The organism is Burkholderia sp. SRS-W-2-2016 (genome assembly GCF_001931485.1).
GTDB lineage: Bacteria > Pseudomonadota > Gammaproteobacteria > Burkholderiales > Burkholderiaceae > Paraburkholderia.
On the sequence record NZ_MSDV01000017.1, the window covers coordinates 24,235 to 44,714 of the forward strand.

The following is a 20,480-nucleotide window of genomic DNA, read 5'->3' on the forward strand; positions in this document are numbered from 1 at the left end:
AACCCATCCTGATGCCATCCGGCGCGACCGCGCGCACGACACTCATGAACGACCATCCCAGTCTCACGCTTGCCACTTTCGCCGCGCAACTCGACTTCGACAGCATTCCGCGCGAGGTCGTCGAGCGCACCGTCAACCTGTACGTCGACTGGCTCGGCTCGGCGCTGGCCGGCAAGGGCGCGCGGCCGGTCGAGACGATCGCGCGCTTTGCGCGGCTGGCCGGCGCAGCAAACGGCAACGGCCCGAGCGAAGTCCTGATCGACCGTACGCGCACCACCCCGTATTTCGCCGCGATGATCAACGGCGCGGCATCGCACTTCGCCGAGCAGGACGACGTGCATAACGGCTCGGTGTTCCATCCGGCCACCGTGGTGTTTCCGGTCGCGCTCGCGCTCGCGCAGGCGCGCCGCGCGTCGGGGCGCGAGTTCATCGCGGCGGCGGTGGCCGGCTACGAAGTCGGCATCCGCATCGGCGAATTTCTCGGCCGTTCGCACTACAAAGTCTTTCACACCACCGGCACGGTCGGCACCGTCGCGGCCGCGGCGACCGCCGGCCGCCTGCTCGGGTTGTCGCCGGCGCAGATGCTCGACGCGTTCGGCTCGGCCGGTACCCAGGCGAGCGGGCTGTGGGAATTCCTGCGCGACGCCGCCGACTCGAAGCAACTGCATACCGCGATGGCCGCCGCGAACGGCCTGATGGCCGCGCAGCTCGCCGCCGACGGCTTCAAGGGCGCGACGCATATTCTCGAAGGCGCGCAGGGGATGGCCGCGGGCATGTCGAGCGACGCCGATCCGGCGCGTCTGACCGACCGGCTCGGCAGCCGCTGGGCGACCGCGGAGACTTCGTTCAAATATCACGCCGCGTGCCGCCACACCCATCCGGCCGCCGATGCATTGCTGTCGGTCGTGCAGACGCATCGCCTCGCGCCGCGCGAGATCGCGAAGGTCGTCGCGCACGTGCATCAAGGCGCGATCGACGTGCTCGGCTCGGTCGTCACGCCGCGCACCGTGCATCAGGCGAAGTTCAACATGGGCACGGTGCTCGGCCTCGTCGCGCATCACGGTTATGCGGGCGTGACCGAATTCGAGCAGGGTTTCGACGCGAGCGAGATCGCGGCCTTCCGCGACAAGGTCACGATGGCGCTCGACGCCGAAGTCGACACCGCGTATCCGGCGCGCTGGATCGGCAAGGTCACGGTGACGACCAACGATGGCCGCGTATTCGCCGGCCGCGTCGACGAACCTAAGGGCGATCCGGGCAATACGCTGTCGCGCGACGAGATCGCGACGAAGCTGCATCGGCTGGCCGCGTTCTCCGGCGCGGCGAGCGAAGCCGAGGCGGCGCAATTGCTCGGGATTGCCTGGCAAATCGCCGGTCAGCCGCAGCTCGGCTCCGTGTTCGGGGCGAGCGCGAAAGCGGCGGTGGCGGCATGAGCGGCGCGCTGCCTCGCTCGTATCTGTTCGTGCCGGGCAACCGGCCCGAGCGCTTCGACAAGGCGTTCGCGGCCGGCGCGGACGCGGTGATCCTCGACCTCGAAGATGCGGTGCAGCCGGATCAGAAGCTGGCGGCGCGCGCGGCGATACTGAGCGACGTGGTCGTCAATGCGGGGCGCGCCGCGTGGGTGCGGATCAATGGTTCGGATACCGGATGGTTTCGCGACGACGTCGCCACGCTGGCCGGTCAGCCTGGTGTGGCCGGGATCGTGCTGCCGAAAGCCGAGTCGCGCGAGCAGATCGATGCGCTGCTCGCGAACGCGCATCCGGCGTTGAGCGTGCTGCCGATCGTCGAGACCGCGCGCGGCATCGCCAATCTCGCCGAGCTATGCGCGGCGCCGCGGGTCCAGCGGATCGTGTTCGGCACGCTCGATTTCCAGGTCGATCTCGGCATCGACGGCGACGGCGAAGAGCTGCATTTCTTCCGCTCGCAGATCGTGCTGGCGTCGCGGCTGGCCGGGATCGGCGCGCCGGTGGATGGCGTATCGACCACGATTACCGATACCGGCGCGGTCGAAGCCGATGCGCGACGCGGCCGGCGCTTCGGCTTCGGCGGCAAGCTGTGCATCCATCCGCAGCAGATCGACGCGGTGCATCGCGCGTATGCGTGGAGCGACGCGGAGATCGAGTGGGCGCAGCGGGTGCTCGCCGCGGTCGAAGCGAGCCACGGCGCCGCGGTGGCGGTGGACGGGAAGATGGTCGATATGCCGGTGATCCTGAAGGCGCGGAGGATCGTCGAGGGGCGATAGGGCAGTCGATGTCGCGATAGCGACCGGCGCGGCGAATTAAAAGTTTTTTACGCGAATTTTAGATTATTAAATAAAATCTGTTTGTTTTTAACAAAGTACTTTTATTAAAGGCGCCTGAATTAACTGGGCGCCTTTTTGTTTTTTACGGAATTTTTATATGGTCATGTAAAAATTTTTACGCGATTTTTATATCGTCACGGATTTCACAAGCTCTTCGATGTGCGGATGCCTTGTAAATAAAGGGTTTCAGGGCGATTCGCCGTGTATTGGCTGACGCGGCAAAAAAGGTGCTGCACCGTTATCTTCAGATATAAAATAATATTCGCATTGCATTTTAGTACGGGTACGATTGGGAAAAGTCCTATGCGACTAGATAATCCCATTCCTAAGTTCTGGCCCAAATCCCAGTTCTTGTTTTAAATCCCACGCCTGTAGTGAGTCAGCGTCGCGATTACCGGAGCCCGGTTTTCGCCGCTCGGGTTCGTCCTCGAACATCCCCACTCGACGTATTTTTCTACTTTGAGCCAGCACCGTCCGGCTCATGCTTCTGTCCATAAGGTATCAAATGAGGATCGCTAAATTTCTCGCTGTGGCTGCCGCCGCCAGTTTCGTGGCAATGCCGTTCGGTGCTGCGCATGCCGCCATCACCGGTCAGATCCAGGTGCAACTGAACGTGTCGAGCGGCTGCCAGGTCAGCAGCGGGTCGAGCGTGCAAAGCGGAGCGAACATCAACGACTTCGGTACGCTCGACTTCGGCTCGACCAGCCCGACGTGGACCAACGCGCTGAGCGCGGAAGTCACCGGTTCGAGCTCGCCGGCCGGCGCGCTGCAGGTGACCTGCGATCCGGGCGTGAGCCAGTTCACCGTCGCGATCGACGGCGGTCTGCGCAACACCCGCACGATGCAGCTCGACGCGGGCACCGACACGGTCGACTACAGCGTGTACCAGGACGTCGCGCGCACGACCGAATACCCGGTCAACACGCCGGTCACCTATCAGGTGCCGAGCGAAGGCACCGCGGTCACGGTGCCGATCTACGGCGCGATCGCGCCGAACGCGACGGCCAAGACGGCGGGTGCGTATAACGACACCCTCACCGTGACGCTGGACTTCTAAGGAGTCCGTGCAAGGCGAAGCGCGTCGTTGCCGTACAGGCAATGACGCGTTTGCCGGCGGCGTGGCGATGAAAACATCCCGGCTTCTTTCTTTCGCGGCGGTGGCGGCGCTACTGGCGGCGACTGTTCAGCACGCACAGGCGGCATCGGTGGCGGGGCAGATCAACGCCACCATCACGCTGGTCGCGAGCTGCCAGATCGATAACGCAAGCAGCACGAGCGGCGGCGACGTCGAGTTCGGCACGCTCGACTTCGGTGATCAGTCAGCGGTGTTTACGAGCGCAAGCGCGCAGGTGATGGGCAACGCGTCGAGCGGTATCGGCGTGCGCTGTTCGCCGGGCGCGAACGCGACGTTGAGCATCCTGAGCGGCGCCCACGACGCGCAGGCCGGCGTCGGCACTCACGCGATGGCCAACGGCACGCACTACATCCCGTACAGCATCTACACCGATGCGGGTCACGCGAACGTGCTCGCGAATGGGGCCGCTGTAGCGATCACCGCGGACGGCACCACGCAAAACGTGGCGCTGTATGGCCTCGCATTCGGCGCGTCGGGCATCGTCGCCGGTCTTTATACGGACACGCTCAGACTCGAGCTGTCGTTCTAAACGTTTCTCGATCGATATGAAGCTGAAGGGTTTCGCGCGCTATTTCGTTGCGGCGCTCGCGCTGCCAGCGGCGGGGTGGAGCGCATCGCTACAGGCCGCCACCACCACGACGTTCCAGGTGAGCGCGCAGATCACCGCCGGCTGCCAGGTGAACAACGGCGCGATCAGCAACCCTTCGTTCGGCACGCTCGATTTCGGTTCGCATCCGGCGACGGAAACCGGCACCGCCGACGCGAGCCTGAGCGCCACGTCCGGCATCACGATTTCGTGCACGCCGGGCGTCAACATGAGCATGACAGTAGGCAGCGGGCAGAACTACGGCACCGCCCGCAACATGGCCTACGGTTCCAACCTGATTCCGTACCGGATTTATCGCGATGCAGGGTTCGCCAGCGAGTATGCGCCCGCAAGCAGTTACGCGATCAGCTATACGGACCCGGACAACATTGTCCTGCCGATCTTCGCTGTCGCAACGCTATCCGGCAGCAACCCGCCCGGTGTCTATCAGGACACGGTGACGGTCACCCTCTCTTGGTAGATAAGTAATCCGATATGTTTTCGATTTTCAAAAATAGCCGTGCGCGTTCTTTCGTGAAGCGCACTTTTGCCACCGCGGTACTCGCCGCAGCGGTTTCGCACGCGCACGCCGCGAGTTCCGTCCTGATCTCGCCGATCGACCCGGTGCTGGAAGCCGATCAGCGCGCCACCGCGCTGTGGCTCGAAAACCGCGGCGCCGAGCCGGTGCGTCTGCAGTTGCGCATTTTCGCGTGGAGCCAGGAGGGCAAAGAGGATCAGTACGCGCAGCAGCAGGAGATCGTCGGCAGTCCGCCGATGATCCTGATCGAGCCGGGCAAGAAGCAACTGGTTCGCGTGACGCGCCTCGTGGCCGCGCCCGACGCGACCGAGCGCGCGTACCGGGTCGTCATCGACGAGATTCCGGCCGGCAACGACGCGGCGTCCGGCGCGGCTTCCGGCGCAAGCAGTGCCGATGCGCCGTCCTCACAGCCGAACGGCCAGAGCACCGGCATCAAGTTCCAGATGCGCTATGCGGTGCCGCTGTTCAGCTACGGCAAGAACCTGTGGGCCAAGGAAGATCCGCAGAAGAAGCGCGATCCGGCGAGCGCGGGCAAGCCCGACCTGAGCTGGCGCCAGGTGGCGGAGGGCGGCAGGCAATACCTCGAAATCGCCAACCAGGGGCCGGTGCATGCGCGCCTGACGCACGTGTCGATCGAGCAGAACGGCAAGCAGGTGGAGATCGCCGGCGGCCTGTTCGGCTATGTGCTCGCGCACAGCACGATGCGTTGGCCGATGCCGGCGCAGGTGTCCGCCGCGGGCGGCGCGTTGAGCGCCGACGTCAACGGCCTGAACCGCCAACAAACCATTCCGCACGCCCGCTGAATCCCGCCGCGCGCCGAGCGGTCATCGAACTTCCGAAGGTATCTCCATGCAGTCTCGTCCTGCCGTGCAGAGGCGGCGGGCTTCGCGCGCCCATACGCGGGTGCCGACGCTTATCGCGGTGGCGGTTGCCGCCGCCGTGGCCAGCCCGGCGGGTTGGGCCGCGCTGATTCCTCCACTCGCGCCGGAGACGGCGCAAGCGCAAAACGCCACGCTGTTTCTCGAACTCGTCGTCAATCAGCGGCCGAGCGGGAAAGTCGTGCCGGTGGAAAATCGCGCGGGCCATTACTACGTGATGCCCGACGATCTGCGCGCCGCGGGCGTGCCGGTCGACGATGCGCAGCGCGCACAGATCGCGGTCGACACGATGGCCCAGGTCCACGTCGATTACGACGCCAATGCGCAGCGCCTGCTGCTCGCGGTGCCGCCCGAATGGCTGCCGGGTCAGGATATCGGCCGCGCGCAGGGGTTCGAGCGCGTGAAGGCGCAAAGCAGTTTCGGCGGCGTGCTGAATTACGACGCGTATACCAGCTATCCGCAACAAGGCAGCGCGTACACGTCCGTGTGGAACGAGGCGCGTCTGTTCGGGAACTTCGGCGTGTTCACGACGAACGGCGTTTATCAGTACAACTATGGGGGCGGCCCGTCGCAGCGCAGCGGCTACACCCGCTACGACACGAGCTGGCGCTATACCGACGACGAACGGATGATCACCTATGAAGCAGGTGACTTCATCGACCGTTCGCTGAGCTGGAGTTCGCCGGTGCGTATCGGCGGCGTGCAGGTGTCGCGCGACTTTTCCGTGCGGCCCGACGTCGTCACCTATCCGTTGCCGCAATACGCGGGGCAGGCCGCGGTGCCGACCACGGTCGATCTGTTCGTCAACGGCTTCAAGGCCAGCAGCTCGCAGGTGAACCCGGGTCCGTTCACGCTGACCAACGTGCCGTTCGTCAACGGCGCGGGCCAGGCGACCGTGGTGACGACCGACGCGCTCGGCCGCCAGGTGTCGACCACCGTGCCGTTTTACGTGACCAGCAGTCTGCTGAAGCCGGGGCTCTCCGACTACGCGTTCGCCGCCGGTGCGTTGCGCCGCAATTATGGGCTGGACAGTTTCGACTACGGCAAACCGGCCGGGAGCGCGTCGTATCGCTACGGTGTCAGCAATTTCCTGACGCTGGAAGGTCATGCGGAAGGCGCGCCGGGGCTCGCGGTGGGCGGTGTCGGCGGCGTGGTGAAGCTGGCCGAGTTAGGCGTGCTCAACGTTTCGTATAGCCGCAGCGAGGCTGACGGCAAAAGCGGCAGTCAGGCGAGTGTCGGCTATCAGTACAACAGCCGCAACTTCGGTTTCGGCGCGCAGCGGATTGAACGCAGCGCCGGCTACAACGATCTGTCCGGCTACGATCAGGCCGGCTTCCAGTTGAGCCGTAGCAGCACGCAGGCGTACGGCAGCGTATCGCTCGCGCGCGCCGGTAGTGTCGGCGCGGGTTACTTCGACGTCGAAGCCGCCGACGGCAGCCGCACGCGCATTCTGAATCTCTCGTATACGAAGGCGCTTTGGCACAACAGCACGCTTAGCGTGTCCGCGAATCGCGCGATCGGCGCGGGCGCCGGCTGGTCCGGCGCGGTGCAGCTGTCGATGCCGTTCGGCGGCCGCGATCTCGTGTCGACCAGTCTCGAACACAGTTCGGGCAGCGCCAACACGGCGCGCGTCGACTACTCGCGCTCGACGCCGACCGAAGGCGGTTTCGGCTGGAACCTCGGCTATTCCGGCACGAATGCGGGCAGCAACCGCAACTACGAGCAGGGCAGCCTGACGTGGCGCGGCAACAAGCTGATGGCCCAGGCTGGCGCATACGGCAGTCCCGGCGCGTACACCGGCTGGGCGGATCTGAGCGGCTCGCTGGTGATGATGGACCGCGCGGTATTCGCGGCCAACAAGATCAACGACGCGTTCGTGGTGGTCAGCACCGACGGGCAGCCGGACATCCCGGTTCGTTACGAGAATCAGCTGGTCGGCTCGACCGATAGCCGCGGCCATTTGCTGGTGCCGTGGAGTACCTCGTATTACGGCGGCAAGTACGAGATCGATCCGCTCGGTCTCGGCGTCGATATGGAAGCGCCGGAGGTCGAGAAGCGCATCGCGGTCAAGTCGCGCGCGGGCTATCTCGCGCGTTTTCCGGTGCAGCGGGTGCTGGCGGCGAGCGTCGTGTTGCAGGATGCCGCCGGCAAGAATCTGCCGGTCGGTGCGAGCGTCGAAACCGGCGATGGCCAGACCGCTTATGTCGGCTGGGACGGTCTCGTTTATCTCGAGCATCTGCAGCCGCATAACGTTCTGACGATCGAACTGCCGGACGGCGGCCATTGCGCGACGAGCTTCGATCTGAGCAGCAAGCCCGGCGACGTGCCGCGCATTGGGCCGCTGGTGTGTCGCTAATGGCGTGGTCGAATTCTTTATCGCCCGAACGGGCGGGGGAGTGGGTTGTGAAGTACTGGTTGTTTCGTTGTTTGATCGCGTCGTTGGCGCTGTTCGTGGGCGCGCCCGCGTGGGCCGGTTCGCAATGCGGCGCGCGGCCCGCCAGCACCAGTTTCGGCACCGTCAGTTCGCTGGTGGTCGGTTCGACCGCGCAGCAGGTGGAGACGGCAGGGGGTATCGGTTGCGACACCGGTAGTGGCTTTACGCTGGTCGGCAGCAACTGGATTCAGGTCAAAGTAAATAGCACATCGAACAATGTGCTGACCAATAGCGCGACCGGCGAGAAGATTCCGTTCGTGATCTATTCGGATCCCAACCATTCGCAGACGCTAGTGACCGGCACGACCTACAGTTACTCCGGATTCACGTTCATTGGCGGAAGCCCGAACATTACGACGTTTCCGCTCTACGTCGCGACGGTTCCGGGTGCGAATGTGTCCGCCGGCACGTATACGGCGACCATTTCGCTGCAATGGTATTGGCTGGTATGTCCGAATAGTCAGGTGGTCGCGGTTTGCTATGGCGCTGGTTGGGACAAGTCCACGGGCGTGACGGACCTGTGCGTAGGGCAAAGTTGTATGAGCGGTCCGACCAATTGGGGGTCGGGCCAAACCGGCACGATTACGTTGACATTGGTGGTCAGCAACGACTGCACGATGTCCGCGACCAATGTGAATTTCGGCTCGCAGCCGCTGGCGAGCAGTTTCAGCCGGCAGCAAGGCACCGTGCTGGTCAGTTGTACCAAAGGCTCTGCGTATAGCGTCGGAATGAGCGACGGCAATAATTCGGACGGCACGTACCGGCGGATGAAGAGTTCGGCGGGCAACTACCTCAATTATCAGTTGTATCAATCGGTGGCGGGAAGCGACGTGTGGGGATCGTCGGGCAGCGCGCGGCGCGCGAGTAGTTCCGCCGACACGAACGCCGGAGTGTATGACGGCGTGACATCGCAGGTTTATTACTTCGGTGCGGAAGTGCTGAAGACGCAGGCGACGCCTCCGGCCGGTACCTATACCGACAACGTGGTGGTCGACGTGCAGTTTTAGCGGGCCGCGGAGAATGTATTCGCAACACTTGGCGAGCCGACATGCGTTCGCGCGATAAATAGAATCGAGGGGAAATAGCGGCATTTGCGATACCCGCGCCATTTCCCCTATGGCAGAATTTGCGCGCGAATTCGCGTTATAGCTGCACTCGCCGCATGCCGCGAATCAATGGAGACGGAGGCTCGCCGGCGCAATCAGCGCCGACACACTTCGCTTACGAGGTGTCTCCTCGCATATATAAAAACACGCACGCCGACAACGTGCTTTCGGGCTCCGCTCTCATGCGCGTGCTCGTAATCAGAGACAAAAAATACGGTGAGGCAATTTCATGGCAGCCTATCAAGAGACCGCACGCATTGCTGTCGTTCCTCCACAGTCACCGTCACAGCCGCCGTTACAACAACCGTCTCCTTCTCTTCCGTTTAAGTGGACCTTGCGTCGCTGGAATCTGCGCGTGCAGTGGGCAATTGCCGTGCTCAGTGCGCTGGTCGCGATTGCCGCCGCGCGCTGGGGCGGCAACTATGGCGCCGCGTTCGGCGTCGCGCAGTTTCTGGTGATTTTCGGTGTAATCGGAGATGGACTGATCGATGCGCTCGCGACCTTGCGCACGCAGTTGCAGGCACTCTGCGACGGCGATCTGGTGCGGGACGTGCCGCTCGCGGGACGCGACGAACTGGCGGCGCTCGGTGCGCAGGGCGGCCAGCTTGCTGAGCAGTTATCGCAGATGGTTGCGCGAATTCGCAGCGAAGCCGAGTTGATCGCGATGGGCGGCGCGCAGGCGACCCGGCATGCGACTTCGCTGTCGCAACGCACCGAATCGCAGGCAGCCAGTCTGGAGCAGACCCGTGCGTCGCTGCAGGCGCTGCTCGAAGCGGTTCGCTACAACACCGATCAGACCCACCAAGCCGATGAACGATCGACGCGCGCGCATGCCGATGCGGTGGCCGGACAGGCGGCGGTGTGGGCATCGGTGGAAAGCATCGAGCGCATCGAGCAGCGTTCGCGCGAGATGGGCGAGATTCTCGCGGTGATCGACGGCATCGCTTTTCAGACCAATATTCTCGCGCTCAACGCGGCGGTCGAGGCCGCGCGGGCCGGCGAATACGGTCGCGGCTTCGCGGTGGTCGCCGCCGAAGTGCGGGCCCTCGCGCAGCGCAGCGCGCAAGCGGCCGGCGAAGTGAAGAAGCTGATCCAGCATTCGCGCGATGAGGTGAGCGACGGCGTGCGGGCGATCGAAGGCAGCAGGAATCTGCTCGCGCGCGCGGTCGATGCGGTCAGCGACGTGGCCACCTTGCTGCGCGACGTCGCGCGCTCGAGCAACGAGCAGACGGCCGGGTTGCAGGAGATCGCTCAGGCCGTCGAAGTACTCGACGAGATCACCCAGCGCAATGGCGAAATGGTTGGCGGCTCGGTGGAAACCGCGAGCTTGATGCAGTCTCGCGCGGATCGACTCAGCGAGGGCGTCAGGTACATCCGGTTGCGTCAGGGCTGCGCCGAAGAGGCGCGCGCGATGGCCGAGCGCGCGGCACGCCTCGTCGATACGGAAGGCCCCGACGCGGCGGTGCGCCGCTTTCACGATCCGCAGGGCGGCTTTCGCGATCGCGATCTCTACATCGTGGTTGCGGACCGCGACGACTATTTTCGTGCGTTCGGTTCGGATCCGGGCAAGGCGGGAAAACTGCGCAAAGACGCGCTACCGGGCGACGATCAATCCGCGATTCGCGAAGCCAGCTGGCGCGCGGTCGAACAGGGCGGCGGCTGGATCGAATTCAACGGACGGCATCCGGTGACGAAGCAGCCGGTGGAGAAGATCGGTTATATCGCGCCCGCGCTCGGCGGCCGCTGGGCGGTACAGTGCAGCGTCAATCGCGGCGATGGTTTGATGGCTTCGCGGCGGGTTTGAGTTGAATGCTGGCGTTGTGTCAGTCGGTCGAATTACCGGACGGCAAATCCGGGTTGCTGTCGAGGTGCGTCGATAACTGGCGCTCGATGGCGGCCTTGTCGATGATCGACCAGACTCGCTGGATCCTGTCGCCGTCGAATTCATAGAACACGTTCTCGGAGAACACGACGCGCTTGCCGTGCACCGGAAGTCCAAGAAATAAACCGGCCGGGGTGCAGTCGAAATGCAGGCGGCTCGCGATATGAGGCGGCTCGCAAACGAGTAGCCGGATTTCGAAGCGCAGATCCGGGATGGCGCGGAAATCCCGTTCGAGCATCTCGCGATAGCCGGACACACCGATCCGCTCGCCGTTGTATTCGACGTCGTCGCCGACGAATTCGCCGAGCCTCGCCCAATCCTGCTGGTTCAGGCAGTCGATGTAGTTGCGGTAGAAATTAGCAAGATGCGTATCGTTCATCGCAAGCGCCTTTTTGCTCCGATGGGTAAGTTAATTGTGAACGAGCTGGCGCGAACGCCAACACGATCAGGATCGTTAGCGGCAGGCCGATCGTCAACGCAAAAGAGAGTGGATTGCGTCGACGTTTCGCATCAATCGTTCCTGGAGGAAGTGCATGGGCGCCTCGTGGTCCCTCATCAAGTCACTATTCCCAAAGCCTGGGAGCGCGGTGGTGCGATAAAGACAGGCGAACGTTATTCGATGTGCTGAAAAAATTACTGCTCGCTCGGTAATTTTTATCTTTTTCTATTGCGCGTGATAAATAGCACGCCGAGTGTGCGCCAACCCCCTGAAGCGCTAATAGTGCCCGGATATTTTGTCGAAGCCAAAACCGATGCGGCTTGTCCGCATCTCTTTGAAACGCTTTCCGCGAGCCGACAGAATGAAAACGAACTTCTTACTTGGCGGATTATTCTATTCTTCGGGAAAAAAGATAAGGGCAACATCGATCAGGACCACTTCGCAATTTGAGGTGATCACCGAATCGGAGAACTTTCTGTCGCTCGAGCAGGACTGGGAAACCCTCTGGAATGCCGCCGACGCCACGCCGTTTTTGCAGTTCCGTTACTGTCTTCATGCGCTGCGCGAGGTCGCCATTCCAGCGGGTGGGACCTTGCATTGCATTGTCGGCAGGAAAGAGGGCCGCCTGATCTTCGTGTGGCCGTTGGTTCGATACCGCGAATATTTATGGACCTCGTTACGGCCGCTCGCACCGGATCCCTCGGAGCAAGCTGATTTACTGGTAGCGGATGGAGAGGATCCGGACGCGACGATTTCCGCGGCCTGGCGCGTGTTGCTTGCTTCATGCGGCAGCGATCTCATCAGCTTGCCGATGGTGCGGACGGATTCCATCCTGTACCGGCTCGGTTCGAGAGAGAAATGCGTATCGCATGGGGAGCGACGCATGATCAGAGTGGCTCCGTTATCGCGCCACGAATCGTGGAAGGAATATCGCGGCGGATTGGCGCCGGCGTTTCGCAAGGAGCAGGATTATCATCAGCGCCGCCTGTCGAGAGCAGGAAAGGCTGAAATCGCCATCGCAAAGTTGGCCGATGATGATAGCGCCACTCACGTTCGGACAATGTTCGAATGGAAAAGTCAGTGGGCGGACCGCATGGGAGTAGAAGGGGATTTCTTCAAGGAGCCCTATCAGAATTTCGTTCGAAAGATATCGGCGGATCGCGCGCTTGAGTCGGTACTCAAACTATTTGTTCTGTCCTTGGATGGAAAAGCAATCGCGATGAATCTCGTGGCGATTTCCGCGCGGATGGTGATCGGCATGCAGGCTGCATTCGATCCAGCCCATGCGAAGCTCTCGCCGGGGTCGTTGCTCATTGAACACGTGATGAAATGGGCATTCGAGAATGGGTGGGATGTCGACCTCGGGCCGGGTGAGGGCAAATACAAATCTGTCTGGTCGGGCGATTCCGGCTATTCCTGTGTGGATTTGCGGATCGCGGTCAGCGTTTGGGGGCGGGCAATTCTTCGTGCGCGTGCGTTTCAAGGACAGTGGGAACGGATGCGTGTTCGTATGGGCGCGGCGCAAAGTTGTGTGGCGGAACGGTGACTGGGTCTTGTGCGGTGGTGCCTACACCTGCGCTGAAGTGGTTCAGGCTTACTGGAAAAACGTTCCTGATCCTCTTGTGCGCAATCCCGCGACATGCACAACCCAGTATGCCAACGCTCTCAAAGCAGTCGGAGCAGGGATCTGACATGCGCAAAACAGCTACTGAAGAACAGCGATCGATGGCGCTAAGTATGTTGAAAACGGCAATGGCGATCTCGCGGGACGATCAACTGTTCGATCCTGCATGGACGTTATTCGGTCGCAACTTGCAGCAACTGCCCGAGGCTCAGGCGTGACGAAGTACTCTTTCGAGAATCCGCTTTTGCCTCAAACGCACATCGATCTATTTGCAAAGGCCGAGCCGGCCGACGACCCGGCGGAGCTCACCGAGGCAACGCTGGTTCCGATCACTTTCAAAGTCTGGTGCATGGCTATCGTTATCGTGCCTCGGATCTTCCAACGAGCCGGTTTTCTGTGGATGTCGACGTGGCTTTCGGCGACCCTGACCCAGCAGCTATCGGGAAAGGCGAACGGAAAACTCCCGTCCTGGTTCGCGTTTTCATGACCCGTGTGTACCCGAAAACAACACAGAAAGGCCTTTAGCAAAGCCCTTGTTCAGCAATTGGTCTCCAAGTGAAAAGTACAAGGGTGTGGACTCGAAGCTATCGAGCACGAGGCAAGTACTCCCGAAACCAAAAAGAATGGCTGGGTTTGAAACTGGTCACTGCGATTAACTCCAGGAAGAAGATGCCAACGCTTGCTAGGCCTCTTCGCGTCGTTGACGCCTCAGCACAACATGCGTCGCCTTCCCCGACGCAACAGATTCAACGCATTCGTATCCGAGAGCCCGCAAATCAACCCCTTCCCATAGCGATTCTCCCCGGCCAAGCAGGACCGGCGATATGGCAATGTGCAGTTCATCGATGAGGCCTTCGCGAAGATACTGCCGGATGGTGTCCGGCCCGCCGCCGATCCGCACGTCCTTTCCGCCAGCGGCCTCGCGCGCACGGTCTAGCGCCTCGCGAATCCCTCCCGTTACGAAATGGAACGTCGTGCCGCCCTCCATTTCGATGTCAGCGCGAGCATGATGGGTCAAGACGAAGACCGGAACGTGATACGGTGGATTGTCTCCCCACCAGCCTTTCCATTCGGTGTCCGCCCAGTCGCCACGAATGGGGCCAAACATGTTTCGCCCAAGGATCCAGGCGCCGACATTCTGAAAGCCACGGGCGGCGAAATCATCGTCGACTCCGGTCGTCCCGCCGTCGTTGCCGAACAAGGCTCGCTGGAACGTACGTGTCGGGACTAGCCACTGGTGCAGTTCGGTCCCGCCAACGCCGAGCGGATTGTCGATGTCCTGATTCGGACCTGCTCCGTATCCGTCGAGCGAGATAGTGAAGCCATTAACGCGAACTCGTGTCATCGTTTGCCTCCGGTTAGACGCTTGGCTGCCAGCTATCAATGAGCGCCAGCGTCCGGATTTTTCATTAGTAGGGACAGATTTTTTCGCGCGGAAGCTATTGTTTTCGCGGCGGTGCTTTCCGAGCTGTGTCGCGATAGTGCGGCTAATGTACCGAACACCAATAAGGACAGTAAACCGACATCGATGCTCGCTTGGAGGACAGGCCGGAGACAATGCTAAACGTCCAATCGTGCCCGATTGTGCGCGTTCGTCTCCGGTACCGTAAGTGCCACCCGAAGAGATCCACCGCTGCCCAGCGGCAGATTTATGGCGCGATAACTCAGCGTGAGTGATTAGCTAACAACTTCCTTTCGCGTATGCCTGCGGGCGGACTTTTTGGGGGCGTTCCGCGCAAAACTGCCCAGACACCTCCGTTTGCGTGAGCCTGGGCTCTCCGATTACCTGCCGCAGGCGTACGATAAACAGCATCGTTCCGTTGCGGGACGGCTTGATGGATGGAGGACGAGATGAGACGTCTTTATTTCCTCGTACCTGAGACGACGACCGCGAAGGCGATCGTGGACGACTTGCTCCGCGCTCGGGTCACATGGCGACATATTCATGTTCTTGCGAATCACAGCGTCGCACTTGAACAGTTACCTGAGGCATCTTTGCTGCAAAGCAGCGACGTCGTGCACTCGCTCGAACGCGGCGTGGCGCTCGGCGGTGCGACCGGAGCGCTTGTCGGCTTGGTGGCGCTGGTCTTTCCTCCCGCGCAGCTCGCTATTGCGGGCGGAGCCGTCGTCGCGTTGACGGTGGCGGGTGCGGGCTTCGGGGCCTGGACGGCCGCGATGATCGGTGTCGATGAACCGAATGCACGGCTTGAGCGCTTTCGTGAAGCGATTCGGGAAGGGCAGATCCTGATCATGGCCGACGTTCCCGGATCGCGAGAACAGGAGATCGAGGAGATGGTCGCGCTGCATTTCCCGAGGGCCGGTGTCGAAGGGGCGGAGGCTACTACGCCGATTTTTCCTTGAGGGCATTGCCGGTAAATAAAGGCGAGTGCGGCGATCTCTGAAGACGGAGATCGCGCAAATCCTGGCAGTCGCCACGACACCCAACCCGGTCATCGGTACGGTCGATCTGCGTCGAAGCTGGGCCGGCTGCGAGTGCAGCGATTCGGCCATGGCGACGTTGGTATGTCGACGCTGGCGTGCCGGCTTATGACTCGTCAGCGATAGTTTGCCGAGGAGCAACGGCGAGCGACCGTTACCGAGTTCCGCGAATGCGATCGGTTTTTTACGCGTCTTTCAGCCAAGGCATTTCCACGGGCGACACCACCAGATGTCGAAACTCGCGTTTCAGTTCGAAAATGAATCCGACCAGAATCATGGAGTCAGCATAGGGGATCGGGAATACGTAAGGATTCTCCGCTCCGCGGAGCGGGCGCGTGGGCGTGTCCGCCGTCGTCGCGGCGTTCTCGCGGACGCTTTCCAACTCGTCAGCCATTGCCTGCCCGCTGACTTTCAGGACGCGGCTACGAAGGTCACTGAAGGGTTCGATGCGCGCACCGTCTTCGTTGTATTCAGGTACTTCATAGATAAACCAGGACATTTTCCGCTCCCAGAAAAAGTTCGCGATTCTAACAGGGGCGTAACCGATCAACTCCGGACGCCCACCTTACTCCCTCCATTCATTCACCGTCCAGCGAGGTCCGCGCCAGCGGCCGACGCAGGGACGCAGGTGCCGTTCTGCCGTGTTTCGGATGAAGCCGTAGCTGGAAGCGTTCTGGTTCGAGGGCGGCAGCTAGAGGATCGTGGGGATGATTTGGGCAGTGTCCGCATGCGGGTCCAGACGATGTCGGTGCCGGCCGCGCCATTGCCGCCGCACAGGCCGTTAGCGATCGAATGGCGCAGAATAAGATCACGAGCCTGGTAAAGTGCGTGAGAGAAAGTGCCGCCTGATTTCGGTCGTGAGGGCGCAAGCACTAGCGACAACCCTACTGTAGAGAGACAAAATGAAAAAAGGAAAGACGAAACTGACCCGGCATGATGCTGAGCGCCTTTTCGAGGGGTTGCCCCAAGGGAAGGCGAGAGTATCGAGTCGGCCCGAGAACCCGTTTGAGCCAGGGGCGTTCGACGTGGTTGAGCGCGTCGACGACGAAACCAAACTCTGGAAAGACAACCTCATTGCGCTTCCGATGGCTATCGAGTTGCCTGCTTGCTACGAGTCGGTGTCTCGAATGCGCGAGTCGATGGTGCGGGCATGGCGCGTGAAGTGGATGAGGGAAGACAAAAACGAGGTCATCACCGAGTTCCCTGAAGGGTGGACGGCCATACGCCCAGCAAGTGGACCCACAGAGCTGCGAGATCCCTCCGGAGTGGTTCGCGCTGTATTCGGATGGGCCGACGATGCCGAACTAAGGGTTCTGCCAAGGTATCTGGTCGAGTCACAGGCGAACAGTTTAAGCGGACTAGGCAGTTTGCTGGTCCGTGATCGCGGGAACGGCCAAATTCTTGAAAGGTCGGCGATCTGGTCTGCTAAAACGGGTACCAACCATCCAGATTGGGCCAGGCTGTCAGAGTGGCTCAAGTCGCGCTATCCACAACATCTCGACCCGCTTCGGTACTGGGACGATTGCGAGGAAAACATAAAGAATTGAGCGACTTTGGGCGGCGCTGTTTTCGCGTCTGCTTAACCGGGCTTGGAGAAAGTGAAAGCCGGGGTACTGTCTGAGTGGTTTTTTCGCGTTCGGTCACGAGCCGCGGGTCACTTTCGCCCTCGGTCGGACGTTCAGGCGTCGGCCTATTACGTAACCGGCCATCCGATCGCGCGGCGGCTTTTGCTGACTTCGCATCCCGCGCCTGACGAATGTCAGTTTCACTCAAGCGTAGCCGGTGGCGCGGACGCCGAAGAGAGCGCATTCGATAGCCGGACGACCGCAGCGAATGTTCTTGGGCGATCGCGAAAACGGCTATGCATTGCTTTGCAATGATTGCAGGACTCCGAGCGGATTAGGATTCGCTTTTCACTGAATCTTGAGTGTACTGGAGATGGCGTCGAAGGAACCCTTGAGTCTATGCACACTTTGTCGCCTCTGAAAAACTACCGGAGCCACCATGAGTGCATCGAGCACTGAAGAGCAGAAAATGAAGGAGCTGCGAGAACTGCTATCCCGAATCGCGGATAGCGTCAATGCGGCTCGTGCCCACTATCAGATATGGTTCATGCTTAGAGGCGAAGGAAAAGCTCTGCCTGAGTACTATCAAGACATGAACGACCATCGGTATGTAGATTTTTTTCATGCTAGCAACGCGGGTCACTATAAATTGATGTTTATCGAATTAGGTTGCCTATTCGACCCTGACTTAAGAGCGGCAAGCATGCGGAATTTAAAAATCGCCTTGGCATTAGCGGGGCGTAAGGATATAGTCCGTACGATTGATGCCTCGTTAGCTGAATACAAAGACCTTGTATCCGGAATTCTGACCATCCGATCAAAATTAATAGCACATAAAGACATTGGAGCAAAATCGAAGGATGTTCACGCGCAGAGCAAAATTGTACCGAACGAGGTAGAAAAGCTGATCAACGTGTGCTCCGAGTTGATAGGCAGAATCAGCGCAGAGATCTTTGGAGTGGGGAATACACTCGCAGCGGTCACTGACAGATTTGAGCGAGCCACGCTCGAACTGCTGAACGTGCTGAGGAAAGGGCGTACCTGCGCGCGTTCGGAATAAACGCCATCAGGGCGCTGTGTCATAGGGCTCTCAGAGATGGATGCTTCAAGGCATGACCGCGGCTTCGCCTAACCAGACTGTTCCTCGGACGTTGCTACAGCGCGCGAGTCGTCAACCCTTGTGCGAAGCGTGTTCGATTTCAAGTAACGTCACTGAACTCAAAGGTCCTTCTAGTATTTTCGTCTACGTCTCGAAAACCAATAGGCCAGCAGCCTTTGGACGTGTAGGGATGAGCGCCCTCAAGGCCCACGATAGATGTATGGATTGATGTAGTGGCCACTTACGCGGGATTTGCCGAAATCATGGCGGAATGATCGACTATCAGGTTCCTGTGCGTGATCAACACTAATACCGAGGAGTCGCTGACCATCATCAACTCGCCAGCCATGACCAACTTATTGTGCACAACACTGTCGGCAGGATTGGCAATGATTTGGTAATTGTCTACATAAATAAAAACATGCCTATTTAGGACAGTTGTCGAAGACTTTTCTCGACTCTGTACATAAATTGATAGGCTTGAGACGCATTAGTCTGGCGTTGTTTTTTCTCCGAAGTCGCTGCCAAAAATGTAAACCCAAGCGATTTCATTAAATCCCCATAAAACTTTGGCGTCCACGGCGCGGCGTCGATCTGCAGAATCTTTGATGCAGGGTCGATTACCTTTCCCCAGAAACCAGATTTCTCGGCTCGGATTTGCCTGACATATTCCCGATAATCAGGGATCAATTTTGTCTCGATTACTGATTGCGCGAAAGACCGAATTTCGTCAAAATCCTCACCTCCTTTCAATTTCGACTCTATCCCTTCGCTTAACTTTTGGAGATGCATACTAAAACCTTCGCGCGTATTCCTGACTTTTCGGCGAACTTCGAGAATTTGATCTGGCTCAGCTAACGCTATACGCGGCAAGAGATATCGGAAAACGCTCTCGGCCTCGCAGGCCTTAAGAACCTCTCGGACTGGCCTCGCAGATTTAGACACAAAAATCTGAGGTTGCACTATGTCAGTGCGAAGGAGGTGCGAGATAACGTCTTTCTGAAAAAAGAAAACGTCGTCATCGCCGTGGAATAAACTGAGATAGCCATAGACGCTCGGTGTATTTTTTATAAGCCTTGTTGGCTTTCGTATAAGATTCGCGAGCGTAGGCGTCAGAGTCATTCCATCTTCTTTTTTCCAATCGATCTCCTCGCCAGCTGGCAGCCTTGATAGAACTCCCTCTTGAAACAGGGATTTATTTCTCTTCTCCCAGTCAATTAGTTGTTCTCCAAGTACGCTATCGGCATGTAGATGAACTGCACCATGGATAAAACGATCTGCCGAAGGTTCTAGTACGCTAAGTAGCGTGGGCGCCGCATTGGAACCGCTGGAACGGGTGAACTCTAGGACGTTTCCAATAGTTGCCTCCGTTGTATGAGGCAACAAAACTTTATCGTAGAAAATGCAGTATGTTGCCAAGTCGGCATTGTCGTTCAGGACGACATCCGAGTTATACACGATGTCGTAGCTCATAGCCCCTCCGGCGACGTCTCCAAAGCTACTATTCGTCGTACGTAGCCCGTCAACAAATCGAGCACGAAACACGACGGGCGTTTCTAGCCTAACCTACACTAAGATTCCTTTTTTGGCATCCACAACAATGCGTCATTCTGCATTGGTAGCGGGTCGCAACGACTCGACAACGACAGAAAATGCGGAGAAAGGTGTAACGACGACGGTTTCCGCGGGAACTGCGGCTATGTGGCGGGTAGCGGACCGTGCGCCTGACGCCTGTGACCGTCGCGGGGGGTGATCCGACAGCGTACAGCACGCATTCGATACGCCGCACAAAGGCAACGCTGATTTACAAACGCCCCAACAATCTCAGAACGGTCCAACTGCTGCTCGGCCATCGCAAGATTGAGAGCACAATCAGGTACCAGGGCATCGAAGTCGACGACCCGCTTGAGATCTCGGAGCAGACCGAAATCCCGTATCCAGATACGACCGGCGCAGCCCGCGATAATCAAAACGGGCTCGAGCGATGTCGGTCATTGTCTATATCCCCGCGAGGCGTCTCGCGGGCTCCTGTTTGTCCAACCTGATCAGGCCCGTGCCGGCGAGCCTTGCTTGCTCCGGTTACCGGTTCGCCATGGTTTGCATGCCTGACATGGAAAAGGCAGGTCTGGCACCAGGAAAGGCCCTGAAGGACGTCATTTCAGACGACGAAAAAATATTGAGCAAGCGCGGGTCGCGTCGCGATTGCTGGTCGGCCCTTCCGATCACGGACGCCGGATGATTTTGGCGTGTCACTGGGTTGGATGGAATGCGTGCATACCTGCTTGGATGCGTCAGTTCCGCACCAGCTCCACCGCGGCCGAACGCAAATCTTCGAGCGCGAATAGCCGGGCCGCAGTACAGCCGGTGATACCCGCACCGGCAATCACAACATCGAAACTGGTGCCAGTACATTCGCGGCACCGGATTGTCTGTCTCGTACAAGGGTATGGAGT

At 60.0% G+C, this 20,480-nt stretch carries 19 protein-coding genes and 1 pseudogene; 16 read left to right on the forward strand and 4 right to left on the reverse strand.

The features are described 5' to 3' along the window. Positions 1 to 44 precede the first annotated feature (44 nt). The 9 genes from BTH42_RS05500 to BTH42_RS05540 all read left to right on the forward strand — a co-directional run bounded on the left by BTH42_RS05500 (position 45) and on the right by BTH42_RS05540 (position 10,783). Positions 45 to 1,433: an MmgE/PrpD family protein gene (locus BTH42_RS05500; RefSeq protein ID WP_075296669.1), complete on the forward strand. Its 1,389-nt coding sequence runs from the start codon at positions 45 to 47 to the stop codon at positions 1,431 to 1,433. Next, positions 1,430 to 2,242: a CoA ester lyase gene (locus BTH42_RS05505; protein ID WP_075296613.1), complete on the forward strand. Its 813-nt coding sequence runs from the start codon at positions 1,430 to 1,432 to the stop codon at positions 2,240 to 2,242. The genes BTH42_RS05500 and BTH42_RS05505 overlap by 4 nt, the downstream gene beginning before the upstream one ends. A gap of 565 nt (positions 2,243 to 2,807) precedes the next feature. After that, entirely contained in the window at positions 2,808 to 3,359 is a 552-nt protein-coding gene (locus tag BTH42_RS05510; RefSeq protein ID WP_075296615.1) for a spore coat U domain-containing protein, read from the forward strand. 67 nt (positions 3,360 to 3,426) lie between these two features. Next, the gene (locus BTH42_RS05515) at positions 3,427 to 3,966 is read left to right on the forward strand and encodes a spore coat U domain-containing protein (RefSeq protein WP_075296671.1); all 540 of its coding nucleotides are present in this window, start codon (positions 3,427 to 3,429) and stop codon (positions 3,964 to 3,966) included. Between the two features lie 16 nt (positions 3,967 to 3,982). Further along, a complete protein-coding gene (locus tag BTH42_RS05520; protein WP_083654663.1) occupies positions 3,983 to 4,504 on the forward strand; it encodes a spore coat U domain-containing protein in 522 nt (173 codons plus the stop codon). Between the two features lie 53 nt (positions 4,505 to 4,557). After that, positions 4,558 to 5,364, forward strand: coding sequence for a molecular chaperone (locus BTH42_RS05525; RefSeq protein WP_218641990.1), 807 nt, complete (start codon positions 4,558 to 4,560; stop codon positions 5,362 to 5,364). Positions 5,365 to 5,410: 46 nt separating this feature from the next. Further along, the gene (locus BTH42_RS05530) at positions 5,411 to 7,795 is read left to right on the forward strand and encodes a fimbria/pilus outer membrane usher protein (protein ID WP_075296619.1); all 2,385 of its coding nucleotides are present in this window, start codon (positions 5,411 to 5,413) and stop codon (positions 7,793 to 7,795) included. A gap of 47 nt (positions 7,796 to 7,842) precedes the next feature. Then, on the forward strand, positions 7,843 to 8,880 hold the full coding sequence (locus tag BTH42_RS05535) for a spore coat U domain-containing protein (RefSeq protein WP_075296621.1): 1,038 nt from the start codon (positions 7,843 to 7,845) through the stop codon (positions 8,878 to 8,880). A gap of 454 nt (positions 8,881 to 9,334) precedes the next feature. After that, on the forward strand, positions 9,335 to 10,783 hold the full coding sequence (locus BTH42_RS05540; RefSeq protein WP_075296623.1) for a methyl-accepting chemotaxis protein: 1,449 nt from the start codon (positions 9,335 to 9,337) through the stop codon (positions 10,781 to 10,783). A 19-nt stretch (positions 10,784 to 10,802) separates the two neighbouring features. Here BTH42_RS05540 and BTH42_RS05545 read toward each other — a convergent pair whose 3' ends face one another. Further along, positions 10,803 to 11,240: an ester cyclase gene (locus BTH42_RS05545; RefSeq protein WP_075296625.1), complete on the reverse strand. Its 438-nt coding sequence runs from the start codon at positions 11,238 to 11,240 to the stop codon at positions 10,803 to 10,805. A gap of 421 nt (positions 11,241 to 11,661) precedes the next feature. Here BTH42_RS05545 and BTH42_RS05550 point away from each other — a divergent pair, with 421 nt between their 5' ends. From BTH42_RS05550 to BTH42_RS35900, 3 genes are all read left to right on the forward strand, one after another. Next, positions 11,662 to 12,846, forward strand: a complete 1,185-nt coding sequence (locus BTH42_RS05550) for a GNAT family N-acetyltransferase (RefSeq protein ID WP_178392123.1) — start codon at positions 11,662 to 11,664, stop codon at positions 12,844 to 12,846. A 146-nt stretch (positions 12,847 to 12,992) separates the two neighbouring features. Beyond that, on the forward strand, positions 12,993 to 13,142 hold the full coding sequence (locus tag BTH42_RS35895) for a hypothetical protein (RefSeq protein ID WP_256701811.1): 150 nt from the start codon (positions 12,993 to 12,995) through the stop codon (positions 13,140 to 13,142). Further along, the gene (locus BTH42_RS35900) at positions 13,139 to 13,411 is read left to right on the forward strand and encodes a hypothetical protein (protein ID WP_256701812.1); all 273 of its coding nucleotides are present in this window, start codon (positions 13,139 to 13,141) and stop codon (positions 13,409 to 13,411) included. Before BTH42_RS35895 ends, BTH42_RS35900 begins: the two co-directional genes overlap by 4 nt. Positions 13,412 to 13,606: 195 nt before the next feature. Here the strand turns inward: BTH42_RS35900 and BTH42_RS05560 are convergent, their stop codons facing one another. After that, positions 13,607 to 14,269 (reverse strand): dihydrofolate reductase family protein, encoded by a 663-nt coding sequence (locus BTH42_RS05560; RefSeq protein ID WP_075296629.1) that lies wholly within the window; start codon positions 14,267 to 14,269, stop codon positions 13,607 to 13,609. Between the two features lie 506 nt (positions 14,270 to 14,775). Here BTH42_RS05560 and BTH42_RS05565 point away from each other — a divergent pair. Beyond that, the gene (locus BTH42_RS05565) at positions 14,776 to 15,285 is read left to right on the forward strand and encodes a DUF1269 domain-containing protein (protein WP_075296675.1); all 510 of its coding nucleotides are present in this window, start codon (positions 14,776 to 14,778) and stop codon (positions 15,283 to 15,285) included. Positions 15,286 to 15,547: 262 nt separating this feature from the next. Here BTH42_RS05565 and BTH42_RS05570 read toward each other — a convergent pair whose 3' ends face one another. Continuing rightward, positions 15,548 to 15,862 (reverse strand): helicase, encoded by a 315-nt coding sequence (locus BTH42_RS05570; RefSeq protein ID WP_075296677.1) that lies wholly within the window; start codon positions 15,860 to 15,862, stop codon positions 15,548 to 15,550. Positions 15,863 to 16,265: 403 nt separating this feature from the next. On the opposite strand from BTH42_RS05570, the gene BTH42_RS05575 reads away from it, so the two are divergent. Together BTH42_RS05575 and BTH42_RS05580 are read left to right on the forward strand one after the other, a co-directional pair. After that, positions 16,266 to 16,910, forward strand: coding sequence for a hypothetical protein (locus BTH42_RS05575; RefSeq protein WP_075296631.1), 645 nt, complete (start codon positions 16,266 to 16,268; stop codon positions 16,908 to 16,910). 457 nt (positions 16,911 to 17,367) lie between these two features. Beyond that, positions 17,368 to 17,988 carry a hypothetical protein gene (locus BTH42_RS05580; RefSeq protein ID WP_075296633.1) on the forward strand — a complete coding sequence of 207 codons (621 nt, stop codon included), beginning with the start codon at positions 17,368 to 17,370 and terminating at the stop codon, positions 17,986 to 17,988. Positions 17,989 to 18,456: 468 nt separating this feature from the next. Here BTH42_RS05580 and BTH42_RS05585 read toward each other — a convergent pair whose 3' ends face one another. Beyond that, positions 18,457 to 19,500 carry a hypothetical protein gene (locus BTH42_RS05585; RefSeq protein ID WP_075296635.1) on the reverse strand — a complete coding sequence of 348 codons (1,044 nt, stop codon included), beginning with the start codon at positions 19,498 to 19,500 and terminating at the stop codon, positions 18,457 to 18,459. A 272-nt stretch (positions 19,501 to 19,772) separates the two neighbouring features. Here BTH42_RS05585 and BTH42_RS35905 point away from each other — a divergent pair. Next, positions 19,773 to 19,958: pseudogene (locus BTH42_RS35905) on the forward strand (tyrosine-type recombinase/integrase); the annotation flags it as partial. Positions 19,959 to 20,480 lie beyond the last annotated feature (522 nt).